Source organism: Mycobacterium sp. NGS50 (assembly GCF_059812545.1).
In genome coordinates, this window is sequence record NZ_JCALCW010000001.1 from 170866 (window position 1) to 190229 (window position 19364).

A 19364-nucleotide genomic window follows, 5' to 3' on the forward strand; every position below is an offset into this window, starting at 1 on the left:
TTTTATGCGCGAGCAGACGTAAATGTGCCCTAATTCCATTGGAATAGGGCACATTTACGTCTGCTCGCGCATGCTTAGCCCCGCGGCAGACCCAGTACCTGCTGGGCGATGATGTTGCGGTGGATCTCCGAGGTGCCACCGGCGATGGTGCCCGAGAAGCTGCGGGCATGCCTTTCAAACCAGCTGGCGAAGTAGCTGTCCAGGTTCATCGGCGCGTACGGCCCCGAATTCGCCGGGTGCACCAGCCCGTTTGAACCCGCTGCATCCAGCGCGTGTCCGGAGGCGACCATCTCAGCTTCAGAGCCGAGCAGCTTGAGCACCGACAGCGCGGGTACGTCCTCCTCCCCGCGGTTGGCCCGAGCCAGTGCCTTGGAGCCGAGCAGGCGCAGCGCCTGATAATCCATGACCGCCGTGGCGAACTGGTCGCGTTGCAACGCGCCATCGGGGCGAAAGTCGGCGATGATGTTGTCCAATCGGTCGGCGAAACCCAGCCACATCATGGTGCGTTCGTGGCCCAACGATCCGTTGGCTACCCGCCACCCGCCGCCCTGCGGGCCGACGAGGTTCTCCACCGGAACCCGCGCGTCGGTGAAGAACACCTCGTTGAAGTCTTTGTCGTCGATGCCGCAGATGGTCGGGAACGGCCGACACACCACCCCGGGAGTATCGGTGGGGATCAGCAACACGCTGATGCCCTTGTGTTTGGGCGCATCGGGATCGGTGCGCACGAACGTCAGCAGCACGTCGGCGTCGTGGGCGCCCGATGTCCACACCTTCTGGCCGTTGACGACGAAGTGGTCACCGTCGCGATCCGCCCTGGTTCGCAGCGACGCCAGATCGGATCCGGCGCTCGGCTCACTCATGCCCAACGACGCGGTGATCTCGGCGCGCAGAATCGGCACCGCCCAGCGTTGCTTCTGCTCGTCGCTGCCGAACGAAAGCAGCGACGCGGCAATGATGTTGACACCCTGCGGGTTGAAACTGTGGTAGATCCGGCGCCCACACAGCTCCTCCAGATGCACGAACTGCTGCAGCAGCGTGGCGTTGCGGCCACCGAACTCCGGCGGATTCCCGGGCAGCAGCCAGCCGTTGTCGAACAACAGCCGCTGCCAGCGGCGCGCCCAGTCCGGCATGTGCGACACCGACCGCGGCCGCTCACCGGTTTCGGCTTCCGCGGGCAGATTCGCCTCTAGGAAGGCGACGAACTCCGACCGGAACTCCTCGACCTCGGGATCAAACGTGAGCTGCAAGATATTCCTCGGCTATGGTCGCGCGGTGTTCGGCGGCGCCACCGAGCATCAGTTCACCGGCCTTCGCTCGCTTGAGCGCGAACTGCAGATCGTTCTCCCAGGTGAAACCCATGGCCCCGAACAGCTGCAGACCGTGCCGGAACACCACCGACTGACACTCCCCCGCCGCCGCTTTGGCCATCAGCGCGGCCATCCGTCGCCGCGGGTCGTCGGCGGAGATGGTCAGTGCGGCGAAGTAGGCCAGGGCCCGCGCCCGCTCGATGGCGACGTGCATATCGGCGGCCTTGTGCTGGACCGCCTGGAACGATCCGATCGGCACCCCGAACTGGTGGCGGCCGCGGACGTGTTCCAGCGCCAGATCAAGAATCCGCTGGCAGGCTCCCACCATGGTCAGCGCCATCCCGGTCAGCGCAACGTGCCGGGCCCGCTCGCCGCTGGCACGGTCGGACACCCGCGCGGTGTCGGGCACCTGCACGCCGGCAAAGGACACATCGGCGACGTGCAGGGTCGGGTCGAACACCGAGGTGCGCCTGACGGTCACCGCGTCGGCGTCCACCAGGAACACCCCGGACGCGCTGACCACCGCCAGCCGGTCGGCCCGATCCCCATCGAGGACGCGTAGCGCCGTTCCGTCCAGGACCCACCCGTCGGGGTCACGGTGCGCGGTCACCCCGCCGAAAACCGCCGCCCCGGTCGAACCGGGCAGGTAGTGCTCGGCGGCCAGCGGCGCGAACTGCGTCAGGGTCCCCAGCAGCGGCGTGGGATCGGTGGCGCGACCCAGTTCCTCGATCACGATCGCCAACTCCACCGCGGTCTCGGGCTCGTGCAGCTCGGCCCAGCCCAGGTCGACGTAGCCCTTCCAGAGCGGCTCGATGGCCTCCTGGCCCCCACCTTCGGCCACACCGCGGACCAGCGTGGGCGGGCACTGCTTGGCCACCACATCCCGCACCGTGTCCTGCCACAGCCGCTGGTCGTCGTCGAACTCGAGAAGCACCGCGCCACCGCCTTTCAGCCAGATAGAGAATAACATTCTCATTAGCGAATGTAATGATCTCATTCTGAGTTATGCTGCTACCGTTCCGCAGCACCGCTCCCGACCGCCGTACACCGCCGCTGCCAGCGGCATCTGCCCGGACCGCTGATGAGAACCGAATTCTTGCAAACCAAGAACACAGCTATACAATGGGTCACAGCGGGTGCCGGCCTCCGGTGACTCACCCGAGTCGCGACCCGGCGGGCACCCCAACCCGGCAACCGACTCCGGTACCCCAGTCCGGCGACACGGCGAAGGGCGGCGTTGATGAGAGAACATCCGGACGGCGATCGCACGCCCGTGATCGACGCCAGCGTGCACATCTTCGCCAAGTCGAACAAGGATTTCCGCAGCTTCCTGCACGAGCCGTACAAGAGTCGCGGTTTCCCCGACTACGAGATGGACTGGTATGGGGCGCCCGGCGGTGAGTACGCGCCCGGTACCGAGGGTCCCGATCGCCGGTACCCCGGTTCGGACCCCGACGTCGTCGCCGAGCACCTGTTCGTCGACCGCGGTGTCGACGTGGCGGTGCTGCACCCGATGACTCGCGGCGTGATGCCCGACCGGCATCTGGGCTCGGCGATCGCCGCGGCGCACAACGACATTCTGGTATCACGCTGGCTGGACCACAGCGAACACGGGGAGCGTTTCCGCGGCACGATCCGGGTCAACCCCGACGACGTCGCCGGCGCGCTGCGCGAGATCGACCGATGGAAGGACCATCCCCGGGTGGTGCAGATCGGAATCCCGTTGCAATCACGCGAGCTATACGGAAAACCGCAGTTCTGGCCGCTGTGGGAGGCCGCGGTGGCCGCGGGCCTGCCGGTCGCCGCGCACATCGAGGTGGGTGCGGGCATCGCCGCATCCCCGACACCGTCGGGCAATACCCGCACCTACGAGCACTACGTCAGCTTCATGGCGTGCAACTACCTGTACCACCTGATGAACATGATCGCTGAGGGGGTATTCGAGCGGATGCCCGCGCTCAAGTTCGTTTTCGCAGACGGAGCGGCGGACCTGTTGACGCCGTTCATCTGGCGGATGGACACCTTCGGCCGCCCACACCTGGAGCAAACACCGTGGGCCCCAAAGATGCCGAGCGACTACCTGCCCGGGCATGTGTACTTCGTGCAGGGCGCCATGGACGGCCCTGGCGACACCGAGTTCGCCGGGGAATGGTTCGGCTTCACCGGCAAGGAAGACATGGTGATGTACGGATCGAGCTATCCGCATTGGCAGAGCAACGAACTGGACGTGCCGCACACCTTCAGCGCCGAGCAGCGCGACAAGCTGTGCTGGCGCAACGCCAGCCAGTTGTACGGCATAGACGTTCCGGCCGCGGCGGGCGCACACTAGAGACCTGGATCGAGGGAGATCACGATGACCGTGACAGCCACAGAGCGGAAACCGGCGGCCGAGCGCGTCGCCGTGCGTTGTGTCGACTCCGATGTTCATCCGGTGCCGCGGCGCGGCGAACTGGCCCAGTACATCCCGGAACCGTGGCGCTCCAAGTATTTCCTGCCCCGGCGAGTGGGCGAGCTGATCTACTACGACGCCCCCGACTACGCCCACGCGTACGCGATGCGGGTCGACGCGTTCCCCGCCGACGGCGAATTCCCCGGCAGCGACCCGGAGCTGGCCTTCAAGCAGCTGATCATGGACGCGGGCGCCGACTACGTGATTCTGGAGCCCGGCGCCTACCCGGCCCGCATCCCCGAAGCGCAGCACGCGATGTCGTGCGCGCTCAACGAGTGGCAGGCCAACCACTGGCTGGACTCGAAGAACAACTGGCATGAACGTTGGCGCGGATCGATCTGCGCCGCGATCGAGGATCCGCAGGCCTCCGCCGCCGAGATCGAGAAGTGGGCGGGCCATCCCTACATGGCGCAGATCCTGATCAAGGCCGAGCCGCGCCCGTCATGGGGGGACCCGAGGTATGACCCGATCTGGGCGGCGGCAACCAAACACGACATCACGGTGAGCTGCCACCTGTCGCGCAGCCACCATGAGGAACTGCCGATGCCGCCGGTGGGGCTGCCCAGCTACAACCACGACTTCATGGTCACCTACTCGCTGCTGGCGGCGAACCAGGTGATGAGCCTGATTTTCGACGGTGTCTTCGACCGGTTCCCGACGCTGCGCATCGTGCTGGTGGAACACGCCTTCAGCTGGATCCTGCCGCTGATGTGGCGGATGGATGCCATCTACGCGGCCCGCAAGTCGTGGATGGACATCCAACGCAAACCTAGCGAATACGTCAAGGACCACATCAAGTTCACCACCCAGCCGCTGGACTACCCGGAGGACAAGACCGAGCTGACCCGGGCCTTCGAATGGATGGAGTGCGAGAAGATCCTGCTGTACTCCTCGGACTACCCGCACTGGACGTTTGACGATCCGCGCTGGTTGGTCAAACACCTGCCGAAGGCCGCTCGCGAAGCGGTGATGTTCCGCAACGGTCTGGCGACCTACCATCTGCCGGACACGGTCCCGGCGCTTGAGGGTCAGGTGCGGGTGTTCTGAATGACCCAAGAAGATCAGCGGCCCCGGTTGGCCCAGGGTCGCGAGCACATCGTTGCCACCATTGACGAGATCCCGCCCGGCACTCACAAACTGGTGCCGATCGGGCATCACGGCGTCGGGGTGTACAACATCAACGGCACCTTCTACGCCATCGCGAACTTCTGTCCGCATCAGGGTGGTCCGCTGTGTACCGGGCGGTTGCGCGGCCGCACTGTCGTCGACGAGACCGCGCCCGGAGACGCGGCCATGGTGCGGGACCTGGAATACATTTACTGCCCGTGGCATCAATGGGGTTTCGAGCTCGCCACCGGCACCACCGCCGTCAAGCCCGAGTGGAGTATCCGCACCTACCCGGTGCGGGTTGTCGGCAACGACGTCCTGGTCCAGGCCTAGCACAGGAGTAATCGGTGGCCTCTATCGAAGTCAACGGCGGAAACGTTGTCTACGAAATCATCGGTGATACCGGTGATCTGATTGTTTTGACGCCCGGCGGGCGGTTCTCCAAGGAGATTCCGGGCCTGCGTCCACTGGCGCAGGCCCTGGTCGCCGGCGGCTACCGGGTGCTGCTGTGGGACCGCCCCAACTGCGGGGCCTCCGACGTGCAGTTCTACGGCCAGTCCGAATCGCACATGCGCGCCGAGACGCTGCACGGGCTGCTCGCCGCGCTCGACACCGGCCCGTGCATCCTGGCCGGCGGTTCGGGTGGCGCCCGGGATTCCATGCTGACGACCATGCTCTACCCCGAGATGGTCACCAAGCTGGTGGTGTGGAACATCGTCGGCGGGATCTACGGCACCTTCGTGCTCGGCTCGTACTACATCGTGCCCAGCATTCTGGCGGTCCGCGGCACCGGGATGGACGCGGTGGTCAAAGTCCAGGAATGGCGCGAACGCATCGAGGAGAACCCGAACAACAAGCAGCGGTTCCTCGACTTCGACGGCGACGCCTTCCTCAAGGTCATGCTGCGTTGGCTCAACGCGTTCGTGTCCAAGCCGGGACAGACGATTCCCGGCGTGGACGACGAAATGTTCGACCGGATCACGGTTCCCACGCTGATCATCCGCGGCGGCGAGAACGATCTGGACCATCCCAAGCGGACCTCGCTGGAGGTCAGCTGCCTGATCAAGGGTTCCGAGCTGATCGACCCGCCCTGGCCGGAGGACGCCTGGGAGCGCGCCGCGGAGGACCGTGCCGCCGGAAAAGTGAAGCATTTCAACATGTTCGACACCTGGGTGCAGGCCGCCCCGGCGATCCTGGAATTCCTGGGCCGCTGATGGGTTCAGCAGGTATGAATGTGGACTTCGCAGTTCAGCGACGCCTCCAGCGCGGTGTGCATGCGGCTCTCACCGACCCGCAGCAGATCCGCCTCGGGCATGGTCACGTGCACCACATCCAGGCCGTTCGCCCCGGGCGTGCGCCGGACCTCGCCGGTCAAACCGAAACCAGCCAACACCCCATGCACATCGGCGTCGGTTCCTCGACTCACATAGGTGATCACACCGGCCTGCGGTGTGGTGCCGAATGCACTGGCACACAGCCGCACTCCGATTTCTCCGACGTCGGGGCCCGCCCCGGTGATCAGCAGCCGGACCTGGCGGCGCCCCACCGGCATGGCTGCCACATCGGTGTCGACCACGTCGGCACCGGCCAGCTCGGCGGCTCCGCGCAACGTCGCCATCCCCGCCGCCAGCTGCTCGGATGTCAGCTGCCCACCCGGGTCGACGTCGACGCGTACCACCGCTGTTCTCACGTCCGCGAGCCTAATCAAAAGAGGTGGCAATGACGACTGGTAGCGCGCCGACCGCTGACATCGGGGACATCACCGCCGCTGCCTGGCCCGGCTGCGCGCCGCGGCTGCTGTCCGATGGCACCGAGGACTGCGCGGGCTACACGGCGGCCGGCGGGTACCGGGCCCTGTCGGACACCGACGCGTTCCTCGCCGAGGTGGAGCGCAGCGGCCTGCTCGGGCGTGGCGGGGCGGCGTTCCCGCTCGCGATCAAGTTGCGTTCGGTGCGTGAGGCCGCGCGCGACGGCCGGGATACCGTCGTACTCGCCAACGGTGAGGAGGGTGAGCCGGCGTCGATCAAAGACCGCTGGCTGCTGCGCAACCGCCCGCATCTGGTGCTCGACGGGCTGCGGCTGGCAGCGCAGACGGTGGGCGCAAGCCGGGCCTACGTGTATGTCTCGGACCCGTTGGCGGCCCGCTGTGTCGAGAACGCGCTGAGTGAGATGACCACGGAAACCCTGGGCGGTCTGTCGATCAGCGTGTTCACCGTCGACGCGGGCTATGTAGCCGGCGAGGAGACCGCCGCGGTGCGCGCCATCAATGGGGGCCCCGCCAAGCCGACCGACAAGCCCCCGCGCCCCTATCAGCGCGGAGTCGGCCAGCGCCCGACGCTGGTCTCCAACGTCGAAACACTGGCGAATCTTCCCTATCTGCACCGGCATGGTGCGACCGGATTTCGCTCGGTGGGCACCGCTTCATCCCCGGGCACCTTTCTGGCGACCGTCACCGGTGGCGGTCGACCGGCGGTGCTCTACGAGCTGCCGCACGGCGTCACCGTCGCTGAACTGCTTGATGTGCACGGAATTACGGCTGAGCGGATGCGCGGCGTCCTGATGGGCGGCTACTTCGCCGGTCTGCTGAACCGCGATGTACTGGACGTCACCCTCGATCATGAAAGTCTGCGCGCCCAGGGCAGCGGCCTGGGCTGCGGGGCGATGTCGATCCTTACCGACGACTGCCCGGTCGCGGTCGCGGCGTCCGTGCTGGCCTACTTCGGCCGGGAGAACGCCGGACAGTGCGGGTCGTGTTTCAACGGCACCGCGGCGATGGCGGCGGTGGCCGAGGCGCTGCGGGACGGGATCGCAACCACCGAAGACGTTGAGCGGCTGCAGCGGTGGGCGCGGGTGTTGCCCGGGCGCGGTGCCTGCGGAACGCTGGACGGCGCCACCAATGTGGCAGCCAGCCTGCTGACCCGGTTCCCGGAGATGGTTGCCGCCCACCTCTCCGCCGCCTGCGCGCTCTGCCGCGATGGCGTCTTCCGTGCCGAACGTCCGTATGCGGTGGAGGAGGTGACCGCATGAAGATCCGCGTGGACCGCACACTGTGCGACGGATTCGGCTTCTGCGCCAAGCACGCGCCGGCGCACTTCTCCCTGGACGACTGGGGTTACGCCTCGCTGATCGGCGATGGCACCGTGGCCGAGGCCGACCAGCACGACGTGCTGCGTGCCCTGCTGGACTGTCCGGTGCACGCCATCATCGAGGTCACCGAGGACGGTGCGAGTTGAGCACACCGGGCAGACCGCTGCCCCTGGTCACCGAGGAGAACGCGTTTTTCTGGACCGCCGGCGCCGACCAGACTCTGCGGCTGCAGGAGTGTCGGGATTGTGCCGCGCTGATCCACCCTCCGCAGCCGGTGTGCCGGTATTGCCGGGGCCAAAACCTGGGTGTGCGCGACGTTTCCGGGCGCGCCACCCTGATCGGGTTCACCGTCAACCACCGCTTCAGCCTGCCCGGTCTGCCGGCGCCGTACGTGGTGGCCCAGGTCGCGATCAACGAGGACCCGCGAGTGCGGCTGACCACCAACGTGATCGACGGCGATCCCGAGCAGCTGCAGCTCGGGCAGCAACTCGACGTGGTGTTCGAACAGCACGAGGACGTGTGGCTGCCGCTGTTCCGGCCCACCGGGTCCCCGGAGGTCGCGTCGCTGCCGGCGGATGAGATCGCGCCCGAGGACTTCGCCGCGCAGGTACGGCCGATGGTGTCGCACCGCAAGTTCGAAGATGCGGTGGCCATCAGCGGTGTCGGGGCGTCGCCGCTGGGCCGGCGCTTGATGGTGCCGCCGCTGTCGTTGACCGTGCAGGCCTGCCGGGCAGCGATCGAGGACGCCGGGCTGAGCCTCGACGACATCGACGGCCTGTCCACCTATCCCGGCGCCGGGCTGCCGGGCCCCTTCGGTGAGGGCGGGGTGACCGCGCTGGAATCCGCGCTGGGCATCCGACCGACCTGGCACAACGGCGGGATGGAGACGTTCGGTCCGGGCGGCTCGGTGATCGCCGCCATGCTGGCGGTGGCCGGCGGGCTGGCCCGGCACGTGCTGTGTTTCCGAACCCTGTGGGAGGCCACCTACAACGAATTGATGAAGCAGGGCAAGATCGTCCCGCAGGGCGGCCGCACCACCAGCTGGCAGATGCCGTTCGGCGCCACGTCCGCCGCGCACACCCTGGCCCAGAACGCGCAGCGGCACTTCCACCGCTACGGCACCACCCGCGAGACGCTGGGCTGGATCGCGCTGAACCAGCGCGCCAATGCCGCCCTGAATCCAACGGCCATCTACCGCGATCCCATGACCATGGACGACTACCTGTCGGCGCGCCCTATCACCACCCCGTTCGGGCTGTACGACTGCGACGTGCCGTGCGACGGCGCGGTCGCGGTGATCGTCTCGGCTGCCGACACCGCCGCCGATCTAGCCAAGCCGCCGATTCGAGTGGAGGCAGTCGGCACCCAGATCGTGGAACGCATCGACTGGGACCAGAGCACCCTGACCCATGAGCCGCAGGTCCTCGGACAGGCCGCCCACCTGTGGTCACGCACCTCGCTACGACCATCCGACGTGGACGTCGCCGAGCTCTACGACGGATTCACCTTCAACTGTCTGTCCTGGATCGAGGCGCTGGGGTTCTGCGGCATCGGGGAGGCCAAGAGCTTTCTCGACGGCGGCACCAACATCGCCCGCGACGGCGTGCTGCCGCTGAACACCCACGGCGGCCAGCTATCGCATGGGCGTACCCACGGCATGGGGCTGATCCACGAAGCCGTCGCCCAGCTGCGCGGCGAGGCCGGTGACCGGCAGGTGCCCGGTGCCCGGGTGGCGGTGGCCAGCAGCGGCGGACTGACGCCCAGCGGAGTGCTGCTGTTGCGGACCGACACATGAACACGGCCAATACCGTTGTGCCGCGGGTCGTCAACGCCGGCGGCATACCGATGTCTGCCCTGTTCGCCGAGGCGCGCGATCCGCGCGCGGTGGTGGTCGCGCTGCACGGTGGCGGCACCACGTCGGCGTACTTCGACTGCCCAGGCCAGCCCCGGCTGTCGCTGTTGCGCACCGGCGCAGCGCAGGGCTGCACCGTGATCGCGCTGGATCGACCCGGGTACGGCAGTTCCGCACCCTACCCGGAGGCGATCGTCGACCCCGCGCAGCGAGTCGACCTGGCCTACAACGCAGTCGACCGGGTTCTCGGCGACCGGCCGCGGGGTGCCGGCGTGTTCGTGCTCGGCCATTCCAACGGCTGCGAACTGGCGCTGCGGATGGCCGCCGACGAACGCGGCACCGATCTGCTCGGCCTGGAGCTGGCCGGCACCGGTCTGCGCTACCACCCGGCAGCCGCCGAGGTGCTGCGCCAGGCGCGCCCCGACCGTCGGCCGGCCGGGCTGCGTGAGCTGCTGTGGGAGCCGGCCCGGTTGTACCCGAACGAGGTGCTGGGTGGGGTCACCAACTCCTCCTCCGGCGCGGCCTATGAATCCGCGATGGTGGCCGACTGGCACCGCATCGACTTTCCCGCGCTGGCGGCCCAGACCCGCGTACCGGTGCGGTTCAGTTTCGCCGAGTACGAGAAGGTCTGGCAGTCCGATGCCGCCGCGCAGGCCGAGATCGCGGCACTGTTCACCGCGGTACCGCATTGGCAGGTCAACGATCAGGCCGATACCGGACACAATCTGAGCCTCGCTTTCAGTGCCGAGACGTACCACCTCTCGGTGTTGTCGTTCGTCGAACAGTGTGTGGCGGCCAGGGCCGCCGCCGGTAATGAGTGGGAGGCCGATTGATGCGGGTTGGATTCATCGGGTTGGGCAGCCAGGGCGGGCCGATGGCCCGCCGGATCATCGATGCCGGCCATCCGACGACGTTGTGGGCCCGGCGGACGGCGTCCCTTCAGCCCTACGCCGACACCGCCGCCCAGAACGCCGGGTCCCCGGCGGAACTGGCCCGGGCCAGCGACCTGGTATGCCTGTGCGTGGTCGGCGACGCCGACGTCGAGCAAGTGGTCAGCGGCGAGCACGGGGTGCTCAGCGGGTTGTCGAGCGGCGGGGTGATCGCGGTGCACAGCACCGTGCACCCCGACACCTGCCGCAAGATCGCTGAAACGGCGGCGGTGCAGGGCGTTTCGGTACTCGATGCCCCGGTCAGCGGCGGCGGGCCGGCGGCTGCGGCAGGAAAGCTGCTGGTGATGGTCGGCGGCGATGAAGACGTGGCCGACCGATGCCGCCCGGTGTTCGAAAGCTATGCCGATCCGGTGGTGTATCTGGGCGGGATCGGCTCCGGGCAGGTCACCAAGCTGCTCAACAATCTGCTGTTCACCGCCAATCTGGGCACCGCCGCGACCGCGCTCGCGCTCGGCGAATCCCTCGGCGTTTCCGCCGAGCGCCTCGCCCAGGTGGTGTCCCGGGGCAGCGCGAACAGCTTCGCGCTCAACAGCATCCAGGGTTCGGGCGGCACGCTGGACCGGCTGGCAGGCCTGGCCGGGACCCTGCTGCAAAAGGATGTCCGGCTGGTGGCCGATCTGGCCGATCAGGCCGGCGCCACGCCCGGGGCGGTGCTCGACGCCGCCGATGCCACACTCGCGCTGATGAAGCATCCGCGATGAAGGTGGGGTTCGTCGGCGCCGGGCGGATGGGACGGCCCATGGTGGCCCGCCTCGTGGAGGCCGGCCACGACGTCACGGTGTTGGGACGCGGCACCGAAAAGTGCGGCGAGCTGACCGCGTTGGGCGCCCGGGCGGTTGCGGACCTGGCCGATGTGGGCACCGGCGCCGAGGTGGTGGTGGTCTGCGTCTTCACCGACCAACAGGTCCGTGAGGTGTGCCTGGACAGCGAGCTGCTGGCCACGATGGGCCCGGAATCCGTGCTGGTGGTCCACACCACCGCCAGTCCGCGCACCATCGAGGCGATCGCGTCGCGCGGTGCCCGCGTCGTCGACGCCCCGGTCAGCGGCGGACCCCACGACGCGGCGGCCGGCACATTGACGCTGTTCGTCGGGGGCTCCGATCAGGCGGTGGCGGCGGTCCACCCGGTCCTGTCCAACTACGGCGACCCGGTGTTGCACGTCGGAGCCTGCGGTGCCGGGCAGCGGGTCAAGCTGATCAACAACGCGCTGTTCGGCGCGCAGATCGGGCTGCTGTCGGCGGCCACCCGACTCGGCGAGCGCCTGGGTGTGCCCGAAGCCAAGCTGCTGGCGGCGCTGGTGCACGGCAGCGGCGCCTCGCGGGCGGCCAGCGCCGTCGCCGACCGCGGGTCGGTTGCCTCCTTTGTCGAGGTAGTGGGCGATTTCATCACCAAGGACATCGCGGTGGTGCGTGCCGTCGCAGCCGATCTGGGGGCCGATCTGGGGGTGCTGGACGACGCGATAAACGCCGCCGGAACGGGTTGAGGCGCACGGTCGAATTCTGCTTCCACATTCGACCGGTATGCCTTACTGTTAGGTCTACGGTCCGATCCCCGGCCAGCAATATTCCAGCCCGCTCTGCGCCGCTGAGGAGAAGTCGGCGACTCACGCTGACGAGGCAGAACGGAGCGATGAGGAGGAGCAGCGCTAATGGTCCAGCCGAAACTCGTATTCGACCCGTTCTCGGACGAATATTTCAACGATCCGTTCGATATCTATCGACGAATGCAAGTCGAGGCTCCGCTGTACTACAACGAGGAGCTGGACTTCTACGCGCTGACCCGGCACGTGGATGTGGCTGCGGCGTTCAAGGATTTCGAGAGCTATTCCTCGGCACGCGGCTGCGATCTGTCCATGGTGCGGTCCGGCCAGGTGCCGCAGAAGTCGATCATCTTCATGGACCCGCCCGATCACCGGCACATGCGCAGCCTGCTGAACAAGGCATTCACGCCGCGCCAGATCCAGGCGCAGCGCGAGACGGTGGTCGAACAGATCGACCGGTACCTGAACGCGGCCGATCCCGACCACTTCGATGTGGTGCAGGACTTCTCCGGGCCGTTCCCAGTGGAGGTCATCACCCGGATGGCCGGGGTGCCCGAGGAGTACCGCCAGCAGGTACGGCACTGGATCGACGCCTCCCTGCATCGTGAACCCGGCCAGCCGGAAATGGACGAGGCCGGCATGCAGGCCGCGATCGAAACCGGCATGTATTACTACGGGCTGATCCAGGAGCGTCGCGCCGAGCCGCAGGACGACATGATCAGCCGGTTGATCGCCGCCGAGATCCCGGGCGAGGACGGCGAGATGCGTCGCCTCGACGACATCGAAATCACCGGTTTTGCAACGCTGCTCGGTGGTGCGGGCGCCGAGACGGTGACCAAGCTGCTGGGCAATGCCGCGGTGCTCTTCGCCCGCCATCCCGATCAGTGGCAGCGGCTGCTCGACAACCGCGACCTGGTCGCCGGTGCGGTGGAAGAACTGCTGCGCTATGCCGGGCCCGTGCAGTACAACGTGCGCTACACGCTGAAAGAAGCGCAGGTCAGTGGCGGCACGATTCCGGCCGGCAAGCCGGTGTTTTTGATCGGCGCCGCGGCGAACCGGGACCCGGATGCGTTCACCGACGCCGACACCTTCGACATCGGGCGCGACCAGACCGAGGCCCAGCACCTGGGGCTCGGCTACGGGATTCACAGCTGCCTGGGCGCGGCGCTGGCCAGGATGGAGTCCAAGATCGCCCTGGAACGGCTGCTCGACTTCATGCCGCGCTACGAGGTGGACTGGGACGGACTGCAGCGCGTGCACATGCAGAATGTCGCGGGGTGGAGCAACGTGCCGGTGCGGGTGAGCCGATGAAGGTCACTGTCGACTATGGGTTGTGCGAAGCCAACGGGATCTGCATGGGGATCAACCCGGAGGTCTTCGATCTCAACGACGCCGACGAGCTGACCATCCTGCAGCCGGAGGTCACCCCGGAGACCGAGCACGACGTGCATGAGGCGGTGCGCCAGTGCCCACGCCAGGCGCTGGCAATCGTCGAGGACTAGCGCCTCGCGACCCCTCCCCGCCGCACGACACGTAACCTGTTGCGACGACACACCGTGGCGGACCGCAGCGGGTTAAGTCTCGCGTCACTGCCCCGGGAAGCCGGAGACGATCACCGCGTTACAGTCGGCGGCCGCCCGGCGCAACTTCGCCGCCTTCTGATAGGCCTCGGATTCGTACCAGGCGCGGGCGGCCTCCACCGAGTCGAATTCCAGCACCACGGTCTGATCGCCGTGCCAGCTGCCTTCGATCACCTGCGGGGCGGTGTCCACCGACAGAATGCTCGCCCCGCCCATCGCCACCCCGGCGGCGCGGGCGTACTCCTTCATCCCTTCGGGATTGTGGATGGCCTCGGTCAAGATGACATATCCCTTGGGCACGCTCTGATTCCTTTTGTCTCAGCTGATTTCGATGGCTTGCTCGGGGCATTGCTTGACGGCGTCACGCACCGCGTCGTGGAACTCGTCGGGGATCTCCGGGACGATCACATCGGAGTAGCCGTCCTCGTTGATGGCGAACACCTCAGAGCAGATCGTGGTGCAGATACCGTGACCGCGGCAGCGGTCCGGGTCAACCGAGGCCTTCATCGGGCACCGTCCTCGGTCAGCGTGAATTCCAGGTTCAGTTCCATCAGGCCGCGCAGGATGTAGGTCGGAACGTAGCGGTAGTGGCGCTCCTGCGCGGTGCCGTGCAGCCGCTCGGAGATCCGGATGTCGGTGGTGCGGTCCAGCAGTCGCTCGATCGCCACCCGGGTTTCGGCCCGCGCCAACGGCGCCCCGGGGCAACTGTGGATACCGCGCCCGAAGGTGATGTGCTGACGGGCATTCTTGCGGGCCGGGTCGAAAGTGTCCGGGTCGTCGAAGCGGCGCGGGTCCCGGTTGGCAGCCGCATTGCACACCATCAGCGTTGTGCCGGCGGGGATTTCGACGCCACCCACGCTGGTGGTGACCTTCGAGAGCCGGAAGTCGCCCTTGACCGGGCTCTCGATCCGCAGCGCTTCCTCGATGAAGTTCGGGATCAGGCTGCGGTCATCGCGCAACCGTTGCTGGATGTCCGGACGCTCCGCGATGACCTGCAGCGCCGCGCCGAGCAGCCGCACCGTCGTCTCCTGGCCGGCCGAGAACACGTTGGTCGCCACCCGCGCCACGTCGGTGACATCAGGGACTGATCCGTCTGGGAACGTGCCGGCCGCGAGATCGCTGAGCACGTCTTTGCGGGGATTGCTGCGGCGGTCGGTGATGTAGTCGGCGAAGGTTCCATAGAGGAACTCCAATGGGCTGTGCGCCAACGCTTCCGAGTCGGTGCTGCCCACCCCGCCGCCGGCGTGGCGCGCAATGTTGTCCACGAACGCGCCGCGGTCGTCCTCGGGAACCCCGAGCAGATCGGCGATGACGAGCAGGGTGAACGGACCCGCGAAGCCCTTGATGAATTCGCCCTCGCCCGGCGCCAGGAAGGTGTCGAGCACCTGGTCGGCCAGCACCCACATGGCGTCTTCGTTCTCCTTGAGACGCTTGGGGGTGATCAGCCGCATCAGCAACGAACGGTGATCGGTGTGGGTCGGCGGGTCCAGGGTGGGCAACTGGTCGCTGAACGGCAGCTCGTCGCGGTGCTTGTCGATCAGCTCGCTGACATCATCGCCCTCGAGCGGTACCGGAAAGCCGGGGAACGGGCCGGTCACCGAGATGCACGACGAGAACACCTCGGCGTTGCCCGCGACCTCGCAGGCCTCCTCCCAACCGGTCACCATGGTGACCCCGTGGTGCGGTTCCCTGGCGACCGGGCACCGCTCCCGCATCGCGTGCAGGTACGGGTACGGGTCGGCCACCATGGCCTCATCCCGGAAGAAGTCGATCGCATCCACGTCGTCCACGGTCCGGCTCACTCCCTTCTCGCACGCGAGAATGTCACTCTCATTATTGACTAAGACACTTCCACACCGGGTGCGCAGCGTCAACCAGGTGCGCGCCGTCGCCAGCGGCATTCTCACGACGCGACACGCCGGTCGTGCGTCGTGGGAGTGCCGCCCGGCGTGCGGGTCAGCTGGCCGGGATCAGGTCGGCGGCGACCGACCGGCGCGGCGTCATGGCGCTGCGAAAGGTTTCGACCGGACCGACCGGCGCCGCGGCGTCGGCGGCCGCCAGGGCCTGGGCCTTGAAAACCTGGGCGGCACCACTGAGCCGGTGGTGCACGGCGTCCACGCTGCGATCCAATTCGGTCGACGCGGTGTCACCCCACAACGTGACCTCGGTCGCGCCCTGCTCCAGCGCGTCGAGCACCCCGCTGCGCACCCGGGTATCGGATTCGAACAGATCGGCCGCGACCGCCAGACTCTGCGGCACCGGCCGGCTACCCACCGACCGCAGCGCCGACTCCAGGTCCAGGGTTCGCGCGCCCAGCACCTGCAGCGGACGATCCGCGTGCGAGTCGCAGACCAACACGGTGACGTCCCAGCCGGCCATCACCCGGTCGAACAGCCACCCGCCGGCGAAGCGGACCGCGTCTGACACGGTGGGTGACACCACGTCCAGGCGGTACCGCATGTCGGGCTCTAGGTCTGGCTGGACTGCGCCTGACCGGGAGGGGCGAAGTCGCGCGTGAGCGACTCGGCGTAGCCCTTGAACACCTCGGTCAGTGGAATTGAAGGGTCGAGTAGCCATGTGGTCTCCATTCCGTTGACAAACGCGATGATCTCTGCGGCCTTGCGGGCCGGGTCCAGGTCGGCGCGGTAGCGCCCGGCGCGCTGACCGCGCCGAATCCCGTCGGCGACGATGTCCACCGCGGCCCGGTAGCGGGTCAGCAGACGATCGTGCAGCGGCGCGTCGGGCAGGATGTTCTCGACCAGCAACACCGCGAAGGTGCCCACCAACTCCGGCGACCGGTACATGCGGTCGGCGACCCGGGCGATCTGCTCGATCAGATCCCCCGAGCGGTCCGAGTGGGTGTCGTCGTCGTCATCGCGGGCGTCGAGCACCGCGTGCAGCAGTTGTTCCTTGGATTCGAAATGGTGCAGCAGCCCGGCCGGGGTGACACCGGCCTCGCCGGCGATCTGGGCCAGCGAGGTGGCACGCCATCCGTTGCGGGTCAGCAACCGTTGAGCGGCGATCAGAATTCGCTGTTTGCGGTCTTCGCCCTTGGCGAGCAGCGTGGCATACGGCCGCGTATCGGACACCGGACTCCTTCGTCCAACAAACCTACTGAACACACAGTAGGTTGGTTGGACGGCTGTGACAAGGGTCTCACCCGGACAAATTTGTTCCGCGTCGGCTCAGCGCTACAGCCCAAGCGATTTGGCGATGATCACCTTCATCACCTCGGACGTCCCGGCATAGATGCGGGCAACTCGGGCATCGGTGTACAGCCGCGCGATGGGGTACTCCATCATGTAGCCGTAGCCGCCGAACAGCTGCAGACAGCGATCCACCACCCGGGCCTGCATCTCGGTGCAGAACAGTTTCACCCGGGCGGCGTCGGCCCCGGAGAGTTCGCCGGCAACCAGTTCGAGGATGCCGCGGTCGAGCATGGCCTGGGCCGCCTCGACTTCGGCGGACATCGCTGCCAGTTCGAACTTGGTGTTCTGGAAGGACGCGACCGGTGCGCCGAACGCCTTGCGCTCCCGGGTGTAGTCGATGGTGGCCGCAATCGCGGCGCGGGATTGCGCCACCGACCCGACGGCCACGGTCATCCGTTCCTGGGGCAGGTTGTGGCCCAGATAGCCGAAGGCTTCCCCGTCGTCACCGAGCCGGTTGGCGACCGGGACACGAACGTCGGTGAACGACAGTTCGGCGGTGTCCTGCACCCGGCAGCCCATCTTGTCTAGGGCACGCCCTTTGACGAAGCCCGGCATGCCGTCCTCGACCACCAGCAGGGTCAGGCCGCGGCGCCGGTTGTCCGGATCGGTGGAGGTGCGCGCCACCACGATGACCAGATCGGCCAACAACCCGCCGGTGATGAAGGTCTTGGCGCCGTTGAGCACGTACTCGTCGCCGTCCAGCACGGCGTTGGTGCGCATCCCTGCCAGGTCTGACCCGGTGCCGGGTTCGGTCATCGCGATCGCGGTCAGCAGCGTGCCGGCGGCCATGCCGGGAAACCAGCGCTGCCGCTGTTCGGCGTTGGCGTAGTTGAGGAAGTACGGCAGGATCACCTCGAGCTGGGTGCGCACGGTGCCGGTGGTGACCAGGGCGCGGGCCGCCTCCTCCTGCAGCACCACGTTGTAGCGGTAGTCGGGTTGTCCCGATCCGCCGTACTCCTCGGGCAGGGCCATGCCCAACATGCCGAGCGCGCCGAGCTTTTCGAAGACCTCCCGCGGCATCCGGCCGGCCTTCTCCCACCCCGGATAGTGCGGAGCGATCTCCTTCTCGACGAAGTCGCGGGCCAGTTGCCGAAACGCCTCATGGTCGTCGGTGAACAGGTCTCGCCGCATCAGCTGATCAACTCCACCAGGGTGGCGTTGGCGGTGCCGCCACCTTCGCACATGGTCTGCAGTCCGTATCGAATTCCGTTGTCCCGCATGTGGTGAATCATCCGGGTCATCAGTACTGCTCCCGACGCGCCGAGCGGGTGCCCCAGTGCGATGGCACCGCCCAGCGGGTTGAGCAGCTTCGGGTCGGCGCCGGTATCGGCCAACCAGGCCAGCGGGACCGGGGCGAACGCCTCGTTGACTTCGAACACACCCACCTCGCCGATACTGAGCCCGGTCTTGCGCAGCACCTTTTCGGTGGCCGGTATCGGGCCGGTCAGCATCAGCACCGGGTCGGCTCCGGTGACCGCGCCACCGCGGTAGCGCACGATCGGGGTCAACCCGAGTTCGAGCGCCAGTGCGGGTGTGGTGATCAGCAGTGCGGCCGCGCCGTCGGAGATCTGTGAGGAGTTGCCCGCGTGGATCACCCCGCCCTCGGTGAAGGCGGGCCGCAGCGCAGCGAGATTCTCAACGGTCGTTCCGGGACGGATGCCTTCGTCGGCGGTGATCACCTGCGCATCGTCGGTGAACACCGGGACGATCTGGTCGGTGAACGAGCCGCCGAACTGAGCGGCCCCCGCCAGCTCATGGGAACGGGCCGAGTACTCGTCGAGCGCGGTGCGGGACAGGCCCCACCGCTGGGCGATCATCTCGGCGGACAACCCCTGATTGAACGAGAAATCGTCGTAGCGCTCAAGGACTTTCGGTCCATACGGCATGCCGGTGGCGCGAGCGGCGCCGAGCGGAACCCGGCTCATCACCTCGACGCCGCCGGCGACGACGACGTCCTGCTGGCCGGACATCACGGCGTGTACCGCGAAATCCAGCGCCTGCTGACTGGACCCGCAAGCCCGGTTGACCGTGGTGCCGGGGATGGCTTCCGGCCACCCGGCGGCCAGCACGGCCCAGCGGCCGATATTGCTGGACTGATCGCCGACCTGCGAGACGCAGCCCCAGATCACGTCGTCGATGACGGCCGGATCCACCCCGGTGCGCTCGGCGAGTGCGGCCAGCACCACCGCCGACAGGTCGGCGGCGTGCATCCCGGCCAAGCCGCCGTTGCGTTTTCCCACCGGGGTGCGGACAGCTTCGACGATCACTGCTTCACGCATT

The 19364-nt window shown here is 67.5% G+C and carries 20 protein-coding genes and 2 pseudogenes; 12 read left to right on the top strand and 10 right to left on the bottom strand.

Annotated features, from left to right (window positions below):
* Positions 1-74: 74 nt before the first annotated feature.
* Together AC5Y36_RS00880 and AC5Y36_RS00885 are read right to left on the bottom strand one after the other, a co-directional pair.
* A complete protein-coding gene (locus AC5Y36_RS00880; RefSeq protein WP_500038979.1) occupies positions 75-1250 on the bottom strand; it encodes an acyl-CoA dehydrogenase family protein in 1176 nt (391 codons plus the stop codon).
* Positions 1234-2244, bottom strand: coding sequence for an acyl-CoA dehydrogenase family protein (locus AC5Y36_RS00885; RefSeq protein WP_500039118.1), 1011 nt, complete (start codon positions 2242-2244; stop codon positions 1234-1236). The genes AC5Y36_RS00880 and AC5Y36_RS00885 overlap by 17 nt, the downstream gene beginning before the upstream one ends.
* 306 nt (positions 2245-2550) lie before the next feature.
* Between AC5Y36_RS00885 and AC5Y36_RS00890 the strand changes: the two genes are divergently transcribed.
* From AC5Y36_RS00890 to AC5Y36_RS00905, 4 genes are read left to right on the top strand one after another with little or no spacing between them, the layout of a single operon-like run.
* On the top strand, positions 2551-3639 hold the full coding sequence (locus AC5Y36_RS00890; protein ID WP_500038980.1) for an amidohydrolase family protein: 1089 nt from the start codon (positions 2551-2553) through the stop codon (positions 3637-3639).
* 24 nt (positions 3640-3663) lie between these two features.
* Positions 3664-4806 (top strand): amidohydrolase family protein, encoded by a 1143-nt coding sequence (locus AC5Y36_RS00895; RefSeq protein WP_500038981.1) that lies wholly within the window; start codon positions 3664-3666, stop codon positions 4804-4806.
* Complete coding sequence (locus AC5Y36_RS00900; RefSeq protein ID WP_500038982.1) at positions 4807-5199, top strand: Rieske (2Fe-2S) protein; 393 nt, start codon at positions 4807-4809, stop codon at positions 5197-5199. It begins immediately after the preceding gene.
* 14 nt (positions 5200-5213) lie between these two features.
* On the top strand, positions 5214-6080 hold the full coding sequence (locus AC5Y36_RS00905; protein WP_500038983.1) for an alpha/beta fold hydrolase: 867 nt from the start codon (positions 5214-5216) through the stop codon (positions 6078-6080).
* Between the two features lie 5 nt (positions 6081-6085).
* Here AC5Y36_RS00905 and AC5Y36_RS00910 read toward each other — a convergent pair whose 3' ends face one another.
* Complete coding sequence (locus AC5Y36_RS00910) at positions 6086-6556, bottom strand: hypothetical protein (protein WP_500038984.1); 471 nt, start codon at positions 6554-6556, stop codon at positions 6086-6088.
* A gap of 29 nt (positions 6557-6585) precedes the next feature.
* Here AC5Y36_RS00910 and AC5Y36_RS00915 point away from each other — a divergent pair, with 29 nt between their 5' ends.
* The 8 genes and pseudogenes from AC5Y36_RS00915 to AC5Y36_RS00950 all read left to right on the top strand — a co-directional run bounded on the left by AC5Y36_RS00915 (position 6586) and on the right by AC5Y36_RS00950 (position 13797).
* Entirely contained in the window at positions 6586-7893 is a 1308-nt protein-coding gene (locus tag AC5Y36_RS00915) for an NADH-ubiquinone oxidoreductase-F iron-sulfur binding region domain-containing protein (RefSeq protein WP_500038985.1), read from the top strand.
* Positions 7890-8084 (top strand): annotated as a pseudogene (locus AC5Y36_RS00920) (ferredoxin); the annotation flags it as partial. The gene AC5Y36_RS00915 and the pseudogene AC5Y36_RS00920, both read left to right, overlap by 4 nt.
* Positions 8085-8095: 11 nt before the next feature.
* Complete coding sequence (locus AC5Y36_RS00925; RefSeq protein WP_500038986.1) at positions 8096-9748, top strand: thiolase C-terminal domain-containing protein; 1653 nt, start codon at positions 8096-8098, stop codon at positions 9746-9748.
* A complete protein-coding gene (locus AC5Y36_RS00930; protein ID WP_500038987.1) occupies positions 9745-10638 on the top strand; it encodes an alpha/beta hydrolase in 894 nt (297 codons plus the stop codon). The genes AC5Y36_RS00925 and AC5Y36_RS00930 overlap by 4 nt, the downstream gene beginning before the upstream one ends.
* Positions 10638-11456 carry an NAD(P)-dependent oxidoreductase gene (locus AC5Y36_RS00935; protein ID WP_500038988.1) on the top strand — a complete coding sequence of 273 codons (819 nt, stop codon included), beginning with the start codon at positions 10638-10640 and terminating at the stop codon, positions 11454-11456. Before AC5Y36_RS00930 ends, AC5Y36_RS00935 begins: the two co-directional genes overlap by 1 nt.
* Positions 11444-12238, top strand: a pseudogene (locus AC5Y36_RS00940) (NAD(P)-dependent oxidoreductase); the annotation flags it as partial. The gene AC5Y36_RS00935 and the pseudogene AC5Y36_RS00940, both read left to right, overlap by 13 nt.
* Positions 12239-12403: 165 nt before the next feature.
* Positions 12404-13606 carry a cytochrome P450 gene (locus tag AC5Y36_RS00945; RefSeq protein WP_500038989.1) on the top strand — a complete coding sequence of 401 codons (1203 nt, stop codon included), beginning with the start codon at positions 12404-12406 and terminating at the stop codon, positions 13604-13606.
* Entirely contained in the window at positions 13603-13797 is a 195-nt protein-coding gene (locus tag AC5Y36_RS00950; protein WP_500038990.1) for a ferredoxin, read from the top strand. Before AC5Y36_RS00945 ends, AC5Y36_RS00950 begins: the two co-directional genes overlap by 4 nt.
* Positions 13798-13881: 84 nt before the next feature.
* Here the strand turns inward: AC5Y36_RS00950 and AC5Y36_RS00955 are convergent, their stop codons facing one another.
* From AC5Y36_RS00955 to AC5Y36_RS00985, 7 genes are all read right to left on the bottom strand, one after another.
* Positions 13882-14124 carry a DUF1330 domain-containing protein gene (locus AC5Y36_RS00955; protein ID WP_500039119.1) on the bottom strand — a complete coding sequence of 81 codons (243 nt, stop codon included), beginning with the start codon at positions 14122-14124 and terminating at the stop codon, positions 13882-13884.
* A 69-nt stretch (positions 14125-14193) separates the two neighbouring features.
* Positions 14194-14382, bottom strand: coding sequence for a ferredoxin (locus tag AC5Y36_RS00960; RefSeq protein ID WP_500038991.1), 189 nt, complete (start codon positions 14380-14382; stop codon positions 14194-14196).
* Positions 14379-15623, bottom strand: coding sequence for a cytochrome P450 (locus AC5Y36_RS00965; protein WP_500039120.1), 1245 nt, complete (start codon positions 15621-15623; stop codon positions 14379-14381). Before AC5Y36_RS00965 ends, AC5Y36_RS00960 begins: the two co-directional genes overlap by 4 nt.
* Positions 15624-15831: 208 nt before the next feature.
* Positions 15832-16335, bottom strand: coding sequence for a hypothetical protein (locus AC5Y36_RS00970; protein WP_500038992.1), 504 nt, complete (start codon positions 16333-16335; stop codon positions 15832-15834).
* 8 nt (positions 16336-16343) lie between these two features.
* Complete coding sequence (locus AC5Y36_RS00975; RefSeq protein ID WP_500038993.1) at positions 16344-16964, bottom strand: TetR/AcrR family transcriptional regulator; 621 nt, start codon at positions 16962-16964, stop codon at positions 16344-16346.
* A 102-nt stretch (positions 16965-17066) separates the two neighbouring features.
* Entirely contained in the window at positions 17067-18215 is a 1149-nt protein-coding gene (locus AC5Y36_RS00980; protein WP_500038994.1) for an acyl-CoA dehydrogenase family protein, read from the bottom strand.
* Positions 18215-19363 (bottom strand): thiolase family protein, encoded by a 1149-nt coding sequence (locus AC5Y36_RS00985; RefSeq protein ID WP_500038995.1) that lies wholly within the window; start codon positions 19361-19363, stop codon positions 18215-18217. The genes AC5Y36_RS00980 and AC5Y36_RS00985 overlap by 1 nt, the downstream gene beginning before the upstream one ends.
* Between the last annotated feature and the right edge of the window lies 1 nt (position 19364).